This window comes from Kitasatospora sp. NPDC028055, from assembly GCF_040637885.1.
Lineage (GTDB): Bacteria > Actinomycetota > Actinomycetes > Streptomycetales > Streptomycetaceae > Kitasatospora.
Map to the genome: position 1 here is coordinate 254759 of NZ_JBEZXE010000002.1, position 13406 is coordinate 268164.

13 protein-coding genes are annotated in these 13406 nt (G+C 72.5%); 5 read left to right on the forward strand and 8 right to left on the reverse strand.

Features of this window, described 5'->3' with window-relative positions:
• Positions 1 to 76 precede the first annotated feature (76 nt).
• Positions 77 to 1390 (reverse strand): MFS transporter, encoded by a 1314-nt coding sequence (locus AB0F71_RS05055; RefSeq protein ID WP_360228317.1) that lies wholly within the window; start codon positions 1388 to 1390, stop codon positions 77 to 79.
• A 142-nt stretch (positions 1391 to 1532) separates the two neighbouring features.
• Between AB0F71_RS05055 and AB0F71_RS05060 the strand changes: the two genes are divergently transcribed.
• On the forward strand, positions 1533 to 2114 hold the full coding sequence (locus tag AB0F71_RS05060; RefSeq protein WP_360228320.1) for a MarR family transcriptional regulator: 582 nt from the start codon (positions 1533 to 1535) through the stop codon (positions 2112 to 2114).
• Between the two features lie 133 nt (positions 2115 to 2247).
• On the opposite strand, the gene AB0F71_RS05065 is transcribed toward AB0F71_RS05060, so the two are convergent.
• The 3 genes from AB0F71_RS05065 to AB0F71_RS05075 form a co-directional block, all read right to left on the reverse strand.
• A complete protein-coding gene (locus AB0F71_RS05065) occupies positions 2248 to 4077 on the reverse strand; it encodes a glycosyl hydrolase family 18 protein (protein ID WP_360228323.1) in 1830 nt (609 codons plus the stop codon).
• A gap of 307 nt (positions 4078 to 4384) precedes the next feature.
• Positions 4385 to 4999, reverse strand: coding sequence for an FxLYD domain-containing protein (locus AB0F71_RS05070; protein WP_360228326.1), 615 nt, complete (start codon positions 4997 to 4999; stop codon positions 4385 to 4387).
• Between the two features lie 127 nt (positions 5000 to 5126).
• The gene (locus AB0F71_RS05075; RefSeq protein ID WP_360228329.1) at positions 5127 to 5687 is read right to left on the reverse strand and encodes a DoxX family protein; all 561 of its coding nucleotides are present in this window, start codon (positions 5685 to 5687) and stop codon (positions 5127 to 5129) included.
• A gap of 124 nt (positions 5688 to 5811) precedes the next feature.
• Here AB0F71_RS05075 and AB0F71_RS05080 point away from each other — a divergent pair, with 124 nt between their 5' ends.
• Complete coding sequence (locus AB0F71_RS05080) at positions 5812 to 6444, forward strand: MarC family protein (RefSeq protein WP_360228332.1); 633 nt, start codon at positions 5812 to 5814, stop codon at positions 6442 to 6444.
• Positions 6445 to 6525: 81 nt separating this feature from the next.
• Here AB0F71_RS05080 and AB0F71_RS05085 read toward each other — a convergent pair whose 3' ends face one another.
• Both AB0F71_RS05085 and AB0F71_RS05090 read right to left on the reverse strand, forming a co-directional pair.
• Positions 6526 to 7065 (reverse strand): NADPH-dependent FMN reductase, encoded by a 540-nt coding sequence (locus AB0F71_RS05085; protein WP_360228335.1) that lies wholly within the window; start codon positions 7063 to 7065, stop codon positions 6526 to 6528.
• 116 nt (positions 7066 to 7181) lie between these two features.
• Positions 7182 to 7616: an Lrp/AsnC family transcriptional regulator gene (locus AB0F71_RS05090; protein ID WP_030288688.1), complete on the reverse strand. Its 435-nt coding sequence runs from the start codon at positions 7614 to 7616 to the stop codon at positions 7182 to 7184.
• 242 nt (positions 7617 to 7858) lie between these two features.
• Between AB0F71_RS05090 and AB0F71_RS05095 the strand changes: the two genes are divergently transcribed.
• Together AB0F71_RS05095 and kynU are read left to right on the forward strand one after the other, a co-directional pair.
• A complete protein-coding gene (locus tag AB0F71_RS05095; protein WP_360228338.1) occupies positions 7859 to 8689 on the forward strand; it encodes a tryptophan 2,3-dioxygenase family protein in 831 nt (276 codons plus the stop codon).
• Positions 8690 to 8718: 29 nt separating this feature from the next.
• Positions 8719 to 9945, forward strand: coding sequence for a kynureninase (gene kynU, locus AB0F71_RS05100; RefSeq protein ID WP_360228341.1), 1227 nt, complete (start codon positions 8719 to 8721; stop codon positions 9943 to 9945).
• A gap of 21 nt (positions 9946 to 9966) precedes the next feature.
• On the opposite strand, the gene AB0F71_RS05105 is transcribed toward kynU, so the two are convergent.
• Complete coding sequence (locus AB0F71_RS05105) at positions 9967 to 10926, reverse strand: hypothetical protein (protein ID WP_360228344.1); 960 nt, start codon at positions 10924 to 10926, stop codon at positions 9967 to 9969.
• A gap of 76 nt (positions 10927 to 11002) precedes the next feature.
• On the opposite strand from AB0F71_RS05105, the gene AB0F71_RS05110 reads away from it, so the two are divergent.
• Complete coding sequence (locus AB0F71_RS05110; protein WP_360228347.1) at positions 11003 to 11632, forward strand: TetR/AcrR family transcriptional regulator; 630 nt, start codon at positions 11003 to 11005, stop codon at positions 11630 to 11632.
• A 69-nt stretch (positions 11633 to 11701) separates the two neighbouring features.
• Here AB0F71_RS05110 and AB0F71_RS05115 read toward each other — a convergent pair whose 3' ends face one another.
• Entirely contained in the window at positions 11702 to 13183 is a 1482-nt protein-coding gene (locus AB0F71_RS05115) for a choice-of-anchor A family protein (protein ID WP_360228350.1), read from the reverse strand.
• Positions 13184 to 13406: the final 223 nt, after the last annotated feature.

A 13406-nucleotide genomic window follows, 5' to 3' on the forward strand; every position in this document is an offset into this window, starting at 1 on the left:
GGTCGGCGCCCGTGCGAGCGGCCGTACACATGGCCGCACAAGCGGCCGAATCACGCGGCCGATTTGCTCAGCCGAATCACGCGGCGGTCTGCAGCTCCCGCTCCCGGACCGGGGCCGGGGTGCGGACCACGGCCGGGGCCGCGTTGTCCTGCTCGGCCGTGAGGTACGGGCGCAGGCGCAGCGCCAGCACGACGATCAGCAGCGTCGAGCCCGCCATGGCCGCGAGGTAGAGCGGCCAGGTGCCGGAGCCGACCAGCAGCACGCCGACGGCCGGGCCGACCGCGATGGCGATCTGCTTCACCAGGGCGTACCCGGCGTTGTAGGTGCCGAGCAGCCGGGCCGGGGCGAGGTCGGCGACCATCGGGCCCATGGTGGGCGCGAGCAGCGACTCACCGACGCCGAACAGGGCGTAGATCGAGACGATCGCGACCGTGGCGGCCATGGTCTCGGTCCGGATCAGACCGGCGACCAGGGCCATCGCCCAGGCGGCCAGCCAGACCAGGCCGGCCGCGGCCATCGCGGCGGTGCGGCGGCGGCGCGCCGTGATCCGCACCATGAACATCTGCAGCACCACGATGGTGACCGCGTTGGCGCCGATCGCGAGGCCCAGGGTGGAGGGCGCGGTGCCGACGGTGTCGGTGGCGAAGGCCGCGACACCGGACTCGAACTGGCCGTAGCAGGTGAAGAAGATCAGCCCGGCGAGGACGCAGAGCCGCACCATCGCCTTGTCGGCGAGCAGGGCGCGCAGGCCGGTCGGGCCGGTCGCCGCGCCCTGGACGACGCTCAGCTGGGCCTTCGGTATCCGGGCGGTGCCGGTGACCAGGGCCAGGCCGAGGAAGGTGACCGCCTCGATGGTGAACAGCCGGGTGAGGCTGGCCGGGTCGGCGACGTTCACGATCTGCCCGCCGACCAGCGCGCCGATGCCCATGCCCAGGTTGACCAGGGTGAACTGCAGCGCGAAGGCGTGCGAGCGGGTCGCGGCCGTCGAGCAGCGGACGATCATCGTGGCGAGGGCCGGCTGGCAGGTGGTGACACCCGCGCCGAACAGGAACGAGGAGACCAGCAGGGCCGGCGTGCCGGTGGCGTGGCCGAAGGCGAACGCGCCGGTGGCGGCCAGGGCCGCACCCGCCAGCAGCACCGGACGGGGACCGTACCGGTCGATGCCGCGCCCGGTGAACGGGAGGACGGCGAGCGCCGCCAGCGCGAAGACGGTGAACACCATCCCGGCCGCCAGCGAACCCAGCCCGCGCACCTGGTCCACGTACACGAACATGTACGGCATCGTGAACCCGCTGCCGAACGCGCTGAGCGCGTTGCCGATCTGGACGCGGCGCAGCGGGCCGCCCGCCCCACGTCGCTGCTGCCTCTGCTGCTTCACCGTGCCGGTCACCGTGCACATCCCTTCCTGTTTCCACTGGAACTCTTGAGCCCAGAAGATTTCAGACCTAAACTCTGCCGAGATAAAGTCTTAGCACTGGAAGGCTGCGGAGTCAAAGGCTTAAGGAGTGCACGCCCGTGCGACACTGGTCCGCATGACTACGGACAAGCCGTCGCCGGCTGCTGACAAGCCGCCGAAGGCCACTCCCCTGGAGCTCGGCATCGCCGAGCAAGTGGCCCTCTACCAGCGGGAGTTCCCCACCGTCGACCCCCAGGTCGAGACGATCGTGCAGACCCTCAACCGGGTCTCCCGGCGGATGGGCGTCGCGTACGACCGGCAGCTGACTGTGCTCGGGATCACCTCCGCCGAGTGGGAGGTGCTCAAGGCGCTGGTGGTGAGCGGGAGCCCCTACCGGCTGGGCCCGGGCGAGCTGGCGAAGCGGCTGGGGCTCACCCCGGCCGCGATGACCCACCGGATCGACCGGATGGTGGCCGAGGACCTGGTCACCCGGGAGCGGGACGAGTCCAACCGGGTGCGGGTGATCATCGAGCTGACCGAGAACGGCCGCGACAAGTGGCTGGAGTCGATGCGGATGGCGGCGGTGTTCGAGGAGGAGCTGCTGCAGGACATCAAGGGCGAGGAGCGCACCGCGCTGTCCGGCCTGCTGGCCCGGATGCTGCGGCGGATCGAGGAGAGCCAGCCGGACGCGCTCGGGCGCACGGCCGACCTGGCCTGAGCCGCGGTCGCGGTCGCGGGTCCGGGCCCGGAACGACGGAGTCCGGCCCGCCGGGGGTGCTCCCCCGGCGGGCCGGACTCCTTCGTTCGTTCAGGTGCCGCGGGGCCCGTCGGGCCTCGGGGCGGTCAGCGGGTCAGCAGGGGCCGTTGTCGGTCCAGACGCCCCACTGGCCGCTCTGGGTCGGGTCCTCGCCCTTGGTCCACCACTTGTTGGTGTAGTAGTGGCCCTTCCAGGAGACCTTGGTGCCGCCGGCCGCGTAGGTCGCGTTCGGGTCCCAGCTCGGGGCGGCCGAGCAGGTGGCCGGCGTGGTCGGGGTGCCGGTCGGAGTCCCGGTGGGCGTGCCGGTCGGGGTGCCCGTCGGGGTCCCGGTGGGGGTCCCGGTCGGCGTGCCGGTCGGGGTCTGGGTCGGCGTCGGGCTGCCGGTCGGCGGGGCCGGGCAGCCGGCCGCGGAGCCGTTGGTGGCGTTCACCATCGTGTCGAACAGGGTGGTGTTGGTACCCAGGTCGTACAGCGAGAAGGCGAAGGAGCCGCCGAGCCCGTTGCAGTGCGCGTAGTCCAGCTTGGCCTGGATGGACTTGGCGTTCTCACCGCTCCAGAAGGTGTTGCCGTCGTAGAAGTAGGCGGCCTTGGCGTCGTCGTCCCAGAAGGTCTTGGACGGGTTGTCGACGAAGCCGGTCAGCTCCTTGTACATCTGGATGCCCGGGACGTTGCCGGACATCGCGGCGCCGGCGGCCGGGGCGGTGGCGGGCTGAAAGAGGCCGTTCCTGCCGTTGTTCTGGACGCCGGTCCAGCCGCGGTAGTAGAACGGCACACCCATGTTGATCTTGTTGGCCGGGAAGCCGCCGGGGATGCCGTACTGGGCGTCGCCGACCGTCCACGCCTTGATCGCGTTGTCGATCGAGTACTTGCCGTTGCCCGGCTTGGCCGGGGTCGACGGGTCGTTCGGGCCGGAGTACAGCGGGGCCTGGTGGTTGGTCGGGCCCTGGGGGTCCCAGCCGCCGTGCATGTCGTAGGTCATGACGTCGAGGAAGGTCAGGTACTGACCGATCTTGTCGGTCTCGACGTTCATGATCTTGTCCTGGCCGGCGCCGACCGCCGCCGACAGGGCGTAGGTCCTGTTGTCGGCCTTGCCCTGGGCGTCCAGCTGGTTGCGGAACTCCTGCAGCAGCAGGGTGAAGTTCTGCTTGTCGGCCGGGCTGGAGATGTTGCCGGTGTGGCCGCCGCCGCCCGGGTACTCCCAGTCGATGTCGATGCCGTCGAAGACGCCCTTGCCCGTGCCCGGACCGCCGTAGCCGGCGTCGGACGGGAGGTTCCCCTTGATGAACATGTCGATGCAGGACGAGACCAGGTGCTTGCGCGAGGCGTCCGTGGCGGCCGCCGACGAGAAGTACTTGGAGTAGGTCCAACCGCCGATCGACAGCAGGACCTTGAGGTTGGGGTTCTTCGCCTTGAGCTTCTTGAGCTGGTTGAAGTTGCCCGCGATCGGCTGGTTCCAGACGTCGCCGACGCCGTCCACCGAGATGTCCGCGCCGAAGCTCTTCTGGTAGTCGGCGAAGGCGTCGGCCGCGCCGTCACCGGCGTTGGGGTTGTTGTCGTTGGTGTCGGCGGCCTTGGTCGCCTCGAAACAGCCCAGGTCGGTCGGGGAGATGTTGGCGAAGTCGTAGATCATGTAGTCCAGCTTCCCGGCCACGCCGGTGTCCTGGATCGTCTTCGGGTAGTACGCGTTGGCGTACACCGACCACTGGTCGTAGTAGGCGACCTTGATGCCGCCGCTGGTGGCGGTCGCGCCGGTGGAGTTGGTGGTCGCGGCATTGGCCGCGCCGCCGCCGGACAGCGCGAGGCCCGCGCCGAGCAGCAGGGAGGCGGTGGTGCCGGCCGCGACGGCGGCCAGGCTCTTCGGGCGGCGCCGGCGGGGCCCGTCCGGAGCCGGGGTCCCGGCCCTTTCAATGCGTGAGCGCAGCATGGGTGCGTGACTCCTGGGTGTGGGGGTTCCGTCGCCCGGTGGGGTGCGTCCGGGGTGGGGCCGGACGACCGGGACATGACAGATCAGGGGTGGGAATCGAGCGGACAGGCCATGACGGACACCGGGATGTGCCGAACCGGCGCCCCCGGCACGAGGCCGGTGACGCCGGTTCAGGGGCTCCCTGCACCTGGGGAACAAAAATGGACTAGACCAACTCCCCCGTCAAGGGGTCCCGTTGGCCTTGAGACCCGCTTAAGGTTCCGCACCCGCCCCGCAACGGCGGCCCGCGGAACCGCGACAGCGGCGCTCAGAACCGGACGGCGTTCGCCACCTCGGCCTTCACCGTGCCGCTGAGCTCCCGGTTGGCCTGCGCGGTGGCCTGGGCACTCTGGCCCGCCGCCACGTCCTGGACGGTCACCGCGGTCGCGTCCAGCAGTTTGCCGCTCCCGTCGGTGAAGTTCACCTGGACCACGTACCGGTACGACTCCTGCCCGTGATTGGTGACGGTGAGCTGCGCCTGCGGCTTGCCGTCCGAACCGGTCGACACCGCGCCGACCGAGACGTCCCCCTTGGCGTCCAGCCCGCCCTTGATCCCGGCGACCGCCGAGGACGCCGCCGAGACCGCCGCCGAGGCCTCGGCCTGCGCCGAGCCGAGCAGCCCGCCCACCCCGCCGGCCGCCGAGGCCAGCGCCGACGCGGCGGAGGCGGCCGCGCTCGCCGCCTTCTGCACCTCCCCGGCCGCCGCGGAGGCCTCACCGCGCGCGCTCTTGCCGGAGGAGCAGCCGGCCAGCACCGCCGAACCCAGCACGGCCACCGCCAACACCCCTGCGGCCAGCCGATGGTGACGATTCGTCGGTGCGGTCGGGCGCTGAACGGTGCGGCGCGGCCCGGAGGTGGCTCGGGTGAGCGGCTGGCGGTCCATGCGGGTCCTCGTTCCTTCCCGGCGCCGGGCTGCCCGGCACACCTCCCGCCCACCCTCCGAGCCGCCCGCCGCCCCCGCCAGCAGGGGTGGTGCCTCCGGGTGAGGGCCCGGCCCTCCGGTACGGGCCTCAGGACAGCCCGGAGCCCTCCTGCTCGTCCGCCTCCACCGCGGCCCGCTCCTCGCGCAGCCGCACCAGGTGCCGGCGGCGCGCCACCACCCCGTACGCGCCCGCCGCGCTCGCCAGGAAGGCCAGCGTGCCGACCCACGGCCGGTCGAAGACGTGCCCGGTCAGGTGGTCCAGCGAGTACCGCCCGGGGCCGGCCAGGCCGATCGCCAGGCCGGTCGCGCCGAGGAACGCCGGGTACTCGTAGCCGCCGGACATCGCGAAGAAGCCCGCCGGGGCGTGCACCGCCACGGCCCCGGCCATCGTCCCGGCCACCACCGCACCGGCCGCCGGGGTGGCCAGCCCGGCCACCAGCAGCGCCCCGCCGCCCGCCTCGCCGAGGCCCGCCGCGATGGCGCTCTCCCGGGCCGGGTGGAAGCCCATGTGGTCCATCGCCTGGGTGGTGCCCTCCAGGCCGCCGCCACCGAACCAGCCGAACAGCTTCTGGGTCCCGTGCGCGATCAGCACTCCGCCGACCGCGCTGCGCAGGGCCAGCAGGCCCAGGTCCCTACGGTTCAGGCACATGTCGCATCCTCGTTTCCGCCAGGGGAGTGGTCGTACGTACCTCCATGGCACCCGAGAGCGCCCGCCGGCTCGACCCGGGGCCGCCATCCGGGCGAATCCGACCGCGACAAGGAATGCTGGGCCCATGTTCGTCTTCAACCTGGGCAGCGCCTTCATCACCTTCTTCGCCGTGGTCGGCCCGCCGAAGACCCTGCTGACCTTCGCCAGGCTGGCCGGGGACCGCAGCACCCGGGAGCTCCGGCGGCTGGCCGCCTGGAGCACGGCCGTCTCGGCGCTGATCGGCCTGGTCCTCGGCTTCGGCGCGGACGAGGTGACCACGCTCTTCCACATCAGCGACCAGTCGCTGCAGCTCGCCGGCGGGGCGATCTTCTTCGTCTACGCCGTCGCGCTGGTCTTCGGCCTGCACCTCGGCGCGACCGGCGACGACGACGAGCACCTGGCCAACCCGCTCGCGGACGGCATCCGCGAACTGCTGCTGCCGTACATCGCCAGCCCGCTCGCGATCACCGCCGTCCTGGTCGCCTCCCTGAACCAGGACAACTGGGGCTGGAAGGCGGCCGTCGCCGGGGCGTACGTGGCCGTCGCGGTGCTCAACTACCTCTGCGTGGCCGTGCTCGCGCCGCTGATGAAGCGCACCCACAGCACCTCGCTGGAGGTGGCGTCCCGGCTGCTCGGGCTGCTGCTCGCAGCGGTCGGCGTCGAGCTCTTCCTGGAGGGCCTGGCCGGGCTCGGGGTGCCGCTGCCCGCCGGGCACTGAGCCGGAGCGCCCGGGCGGGGGGCTGGGCTCGGGCGGGGGCTGGGCGCAGGCGGGGGGCGCGGCAGGGGCTCGGGCGGTCGCTCAGCCGGCCGCCAGGCGGGTCAGCACCTCGCCGATCCGCCCGCGCACCAGGGGGTCGGCGACCAGCCCGTCCGGGCCGACCGCGCCGCGCTCCAGCGGGATCCGCACGCAGGCCTCCGCCAGCACGGCCGCGCCGGTGTAGCCCAGGACGGTGCCCAGGGTGGCCTCGGCGCCCAGGCCGCGGCCCGGCCCCGCGCAGTTGATCCAGGCCGCGGGCTTGTCCGAGATCTCGATCCCGCCGACCGTCCAGTCCAGCAGGTTCTTGAAGGAGCCCGGGAGCGTCCCTGCGTACTCGGGGGTGCAGACGAGCAGCGCGTCGGCCGCCTCGATCGCCGCCCGCAGCGCGGCCACCGGCTCCGGCAGCGGGTCGGTGTCGTGGTCCGGGTTGAAGTGCGGCAGCCCGGCCAGGCCCGGGTAGTACGTGGTCCGGACGCCGGGCAGGTCGTCGGCCACGGCGGCGGCGGTGCGCAGCACGGCCTCGTTGGCGGAGCCGGCCCGCAGGCTCCCCGGCAGCAGCAGGATGTGGCGCTCGTTCGGCATGCCGAGGAACCTACTCCTTGACGTCCGCGTCAAGGCCAGCCGGAGGCCGATCGCCGGGGCGGGCGGGCTCGGGCGGGCGAACCCGGGCGGGCTCGGGCCGGCAGTCCCGGGCGGGGTCAGCTCGGCAGCAGCGGCCGCCAGGGCACCGGGCTGGAGAGGATCATCGAGCTGGCCGGCGGCCCGTACCCGCCGAGCCGGTCGCAGAGCGCCTCGAACTCGGCCATGGTGGCGACCGCGACCAGCAGCACGCAGCAGGCCCCGCCGGTGACCCGGTGCAGCTGCAGCACCTCCGGCCAGGTCGCCACCTCGGGGTCGCGCAGCACGCAGCGCGGGCCGTAGCACTGCACCTGGACCAGCGCGGTGATCGGCAGCCCGGCCCGGGTGGGGTCCACATGGGCGTGGTAGCCGCTGATCACGCCGTCCGCCTCCAGACGGCGGACCCGTTCGGCCACCGCGGGTGCGGACAGGCTCACCCGGCGGGAGAGTTCGTTGTACGAGAGTCTGGCGTCGGCCTGCAGTTCGGCCAGCAGGCGGCGGTCGACGGCGTCCATGGGGGCTCCCGAAGCGGTGGTGGTCAGCGGGTGTGATCAGCGGGTGATCAGCGGTTTTTCATTCGTAAAGCAGATCGACCGAACGCCTCGCGAACGACAACCCGAAGCCCTGTTGCGGTGCTCGTCGGCCATTCAAGCGGGGGACCACGGCGCCGCACAATGGGCTCCCCGGTGGAACCAGGACATCCGTCCGCTCCATCGGACCCGGGCGACGCGGCCCGGACGGAGCAGGAGGGATCGGGATGGGGCACGACACGGTGGAGACACCCAACCTGTCGTTCGGTGCGGACGGCCGACCGGGTCGGGGCACCCCGTACGCGCAGTACGTGCGCCTGGAGGAGCTGCACAGCCTCCAGCACCCGCGCAGCAAGGAGCCGGCCGAGCTGTCCTTCATCGTCACCACCCAGGTGATGGAGCTGCTCTTCGACCTGCTGCGGCACGAGTGGACGATCGCCCGGCAGGCGCTGCGCGAGGACGACCCGACCGCCGCGCGGGCCGCGCTGCGCCGCGGCACCCACGTCCAGGACGTGCTGGTGGAGTCCTGGGACCTGCTGGCCACCATGACGCCGCAGGAGTTCAACTCCTTCCGCGCCCTGTTCGGCGAGGCCTCCGGCTTCCAGTCCTCGGCCTTCCTGCACCTGGAGTTCCTGCTCGGCAACAAGAACGCCGCGCTGCTGAACATGTACGACGGGATGCCGGAGACCCAGGCCGAACTGGCCGAGGCACTGCGCTCCCCCGGCCTGTACGACGAGGCGCTCGGCCTGCTGGCCCGCCGCGGCCTGGCGGTGCCCGCGGCCGCCTCGGAGCAGCGCTACCGGCCCTCCGAGGAGGTCGCCGCGGCCTGGCGCCGGGTCTACACCGAGCCGGAGTTCGCCGACCTCCAGCCGCTCGCCGAGGCGCTGCTGGACGTCGCCGAGCGGGTCACCCGCTGGCGCCAGCGGCACCTCAGCTCGGTCAAGCGGACCATGGGCGCCAAGCCCGGCTCGGGCGGTTCCAGCGGACTGACCTGGCTGCGCAAGGCAGCCGAGCAGGACGTGTTCCCGGAGCTGTGGACGATCCGGGACGAGCTGTGACCGAGCCGGTGGCGAAGGAGAGAACGGGCATGACCACGCGCGAGGACTGCGCGGCGCTGGACGCCGTCGACCCGCTGGCGGCGTTCCGCAAGGAGTTCGCCCTGCCGGACGGGGTGATCTACCTGGACGGCAACTCACTGGGCGCGCTGCCGGTGCGCACGCCCGAGCGGGTGGCCCGGGTGGTCGAGCAGGAGTGGGGCCGGGAGCTGATCCGCAGCTGGAACGACGCCGGCTGGTTCGAGCAGCCGTACCGGCTGGGGCGGCGGATCGCGCCGCTGATCGGGGCCGACCCGGCGGAAGTGGTCGTTTGCGACACCACCTCGGTGAACCTGTTCAAGGTGCTCGCGGCCGCGCTCCGGCTCCGCCCGGGGCGGCACACGGTGCTCGGCGACGTCGAGGCCTTCCCGACCGACCTGTACATCGCCGAGGGCGTGACCGGCCTGGTCGAGGGCGGGCGCAGCGTGCTGATCCGCCCCGAGGAGCTGGACCGGCACCTCGACGGCGAGGTCGCCGCGGTGGTGCTCTCGCACGTGGACTACCGCACCGGCGAGCTGCTGGACATGCCCGGGATCACCGCCCGGGTGCAGGCCGCGGGCGCCCTGATGATCTGGGACGTCTGCCACTCGGTGGGCGCACTGCCGGTCGAACTCGGCGCCGCCAACGCCGACTTCGCGGTCGGCTGCACCTACAAGTACCTGAACTCCGGCCCCGGCTCGCCGGCCTTCCTGTACGTCGCCGAGCGGCACCTGGCGGCCGGTCCGCGGCAGCCGCTGAGCGGCTGGTTCGGGCACGCCCGCCCGTTCGCCTTCGAGCCCGGGTACGACCCCAAGCCGGGCATCGGGCGCTTCCTGACCAGCTCGCCCTCCCTGCTCGGCCAGGCCTCGCTGGAGGTCTCCCTGGACATCTGGGAGCGGGCCGACCTGGCCGCCGTACGGGCCAAGAGCCTGGCGCTGACCGACCTGTTCGTCTCGCTGGTCGAGGGCCTGGACGGGATCGAGGTGGTCACCCCGCGCGAGCACGCCCGGCGGGGCAGCCAGGTCGCGCTGCGGCACCCGGACGGGTACCCGGTGGTCCAGGCGCTGATCGCGCGCGGGGTGATCGGGGACTTCCGCGCACCGGACCTGATGCGCTTCGGCTTCACCCCGCTGTACCTCTCGTACACCGAGGTGTGGGACGCGGCGCAGCAGCTGGCCGAGGTGCTGGCGAGCGGCGAGTGGCGGGAGGAGCGGTTCTCCCGCCGGGGCGAGGTGACCTGACCGGAGGCAGGGGCCCTTCGCTCAGTCGCTCGACCGACCGATCGTCAACTCCGCTATCAGTTGCCGGTAGACGTCGAAGGCCGGCTTGCGCGTCCAGTCGTCGCGGAGCAGTCCGAAGTGGTGGAACGGACCGGGGCCGGCGCTGTCGGCGTCCCGGAGGGAGAAGAACGAGTAGCTCCGGACGGCGAGTTCACCGGCCAGCCCGGCCACCGCCCGGACCACCTGCTCCACCACCTCGGCCTGCCGGGCCTCGCTCCGCCCCGGACCGGTGGGCCAGCCGTTCTCGCAGATCCGCAGCGGGACGGCCGGCCCGATCCCGGCCCGGGGCAGTGCGTCGTTGCGGAAGCCGGTGAGCACCGCCCGCACCGCGTCCGCGATCCGGCCCTCCGGGACGGGGCGGAAGGCGTCCGGGAAGAAGTCCAGGCCGACGTAGTCCAGGGCGCGGTGGAAGCGCTCGTCGGCGAGCCGCCCCAGCTCCGGCCAGAAGGTGTCGGCCGGGTCGAACGAGGGCACCGCGTTGAAGCCGACCGCCAGGTGGTCGTAACCACAGGCCAGCGCCTCCTCCTTGGCCGCGACGACGCCCTCGACCAGCGCCCGGCGGACGTTCGGGATGCTGCCGTCGAGGACGGGCAGGTCCAGGTTGGGCTCCTCGCAGATCTGCAGGAGCGCGAGGCGGGGGCCTTCGGCCCGGACGGTCCGCCGGACGAAGTCCAGCCAGCCCGCCAACTCCCCGCTGAGCTCTCGGTACTGGAGCACGAGGTCGAGCTTCCGCCCGTCGGCGGCGTACCGCTCGGGCCGCTCCGGGGTGTGCGCGCCGTCCGGGTACAGGCGGTAGGCGCGCACGAGCAACTCTGCCGCCTCGCCCTGGAGTTCGCGTAGTGCGGCGGTGATCTCCGCAGGATCGTCGGGGCGGGCGGGCTGGATCATCCCGGTCTCGTCGCCGAGCAGTCCACCGGGGTAGATGCCGAAGGTGAAGGTCATGGCGACACCGTAGCGGATATTTTTGGTGTCACTGCAAGTTTTAAGTGACTCCATGATTTTGCGCTACGATGCGGCCATGGGACTTCGCGAACTCAAGAAGCAGCAGACCCGGGAACTCCTGGCCGACACCGCCATGGGCCTGTTCGCCGAGCACGGCTTCGAGCGGGTCACCGTGGCCGAGGTGGCCCGGGCCGCCGGGGTCTCGCCCAACACGGTGTTCAACTACTTCCCGACCAAGGAGGACCTGTTCTTCGACCGGCAGGACGCGGTCGTCGGCCACCTCGCCGAAGTGGTCCGCCGACGGCCGGCCGACAGCTCCGCCGTGGACGCCGTCCGGGCCGACCTGCTGGCGGGCCTCGCCGACGGGGAGCCGACCATCGGGCTCACCCCCCGGATGGCCACGTTCTGGCGGATCATCGCGGACAGCCCGGCCCTGCGGGCCCGGCTGCTGGAACTCGGCGAACGCTCCGAAGCGGCCCTGGCGGCCGCCCTGGCCGAGGAGTCGGGCACCGGACCGGCGGACCCGCTCCCCCGGGTGGTGGCCGGCGCCGTCGCCGGGGCCCACCGGGCGGTGCTCGGCGAGATCCGGCGGGCGATGGTCGCCGGGGAGCCGGCCGAGGAGGTGCGGGAACGGGTCAGGACGGCGGTGGAACGGGCCTTCGACCTGCTCACCTCCGGACTCGCCGGGTACCGGTCGGGGCAGTGACACGACTCGGGCCGCCCGGCCACGGAGGCGGGCGGCCCGAGGGGTACTGGCCGGGGTGTTGGGGGGCTGCTAGCTGTGGCGGCCGCGGCGGCGGGCGGCCAGCACGGCGAGGCCGCCGAGGCCGAGCAGGCCGACACCGGCCAGGCCGAAGACCACCGGCGCGTCACCCGAACCGGTCGAGGGCAACTCGCCGTCGCCACCGGGGTGGTGGCTGGTGGGGTGGTGGCTCGTCGGATGGTGGCTGGTCGGGGCCGGGCCCGCGCTCGACGTGGACGCGCTGGCCGACGCCGAAGTGGTGCTCGCGCTCGGGGAGGTCGGGCGCGGGGAGGTGGGGCTCGGGGACGTCGGACTCGGGGACGTCGGTGACGGCGAGGTCGGAGACGGGGACGTTGGGGACGGGGAGGTCGGACTCGGCGAGGTCGGACTCGGCGAGGTCGGACTCGGCGAGGTCGGACTCGGCGAGGTCGGCGACGGGCTCGGCGTCACCCGGCAGTCCGGCAGATCCCCGTCGAACGGGTAGCTGTGGATCTCGTAGCCGCCCGTACCGGTGTGGATCAGGTTCCCCGCGAGGTACACCCGGCCGTTGATGCCCGGCTGGGCAAGGGTCGTGGTGCTGCCCGGGTTGCCGGCCATGACCGAGCCCTGGAACTGGGCGCTGCCGAGGATCTGCGGCGAGGTCGCGGTCGGGAAGTTGTACATCAGCTTGGAGCGCATGTCGGTGGTCTGGTCGCCCGCCAGGCCGGTGCCGGTGTAGGTGTTGATGATCGGGCTGTCCCCGAGCATGTTCACCACGACGGTGGCCCCGGCCGGGATGTTGTTGAAGACCAGGCCGATCTGGCCGCCGCTCGGCGAGGCCAGGTTCTGGCTGACGTTGAAGACCTGCTTCATGCTGACGCCGTCACCGGTGAAGGTGGCCTGGCTGGAGGAGACGTCGACGGTGCCGGTCGCGGTGGCCCGGCCGACGCAGTCGGAGACCTCCTCGATCTGGGTCAGCACGTCCTGGTAGGGCGCGGCGGCGTTCGGGTCCTGGATCGACTTGCCGGTGGGGTCGATGCTGACGGTGCCGGTGACGCTGCCCGCGTGGCGCAGGTTGCCGAAGGCGGGCCCGTGGGAGTCGCTACCGCCGATCAGGATCGAGTTGCCGGTCCTGACGTCGACGTTGCCGCCGCTGGTGACGAAGTCACTGCCGTTGGGCGGCACGACGCGCGAGCCGACGCCCACCACGCCCATGTTGTAGACGCCGCCGCCGTTCTTGTCGACGGTCAGGTTCCCCAGCGTGACGATCTTGCCCTCGGCCTCGGCCGCACGGCCGTTGACGGTGTAGTCACCGCCGGTGAAGACGTTGATGGTGGCGTCCCGCCCGGTGAAGTCGCCGTTGTTCGCCGGCGGCCAGGTGGCGGGGCAGTCGGGGCCGGAGCAGGCACCCAGCGGCGGGGCGAGCGGGGCGGCCGAACCGACCGTCAGCACGGCGGCCATCGGCACGGCGGCGACGGCGGTCGCCACGGCGATCCGGACGGCCCGGCGACGGCCGGTGGCTGGTGTTCTTCTCACGGCGGTCGCTCGGTGACCCGGCGAACCGGTGGCCTGACCCATCGACAATTCCTCCGCGCAGAGAAAAGGGCAGGCCGGATGACCTGCCAGGTTCCGTCATATCTCCTGACGATCCCATAGATCAGAGACATTCAATCCTAAAACGGACTATTCACACCCTGCGGGCGACTCATCGGTCGGCCCGGCCCGCCGGGACCACGGCCGCTCCCCCAGGGGTCCGGCT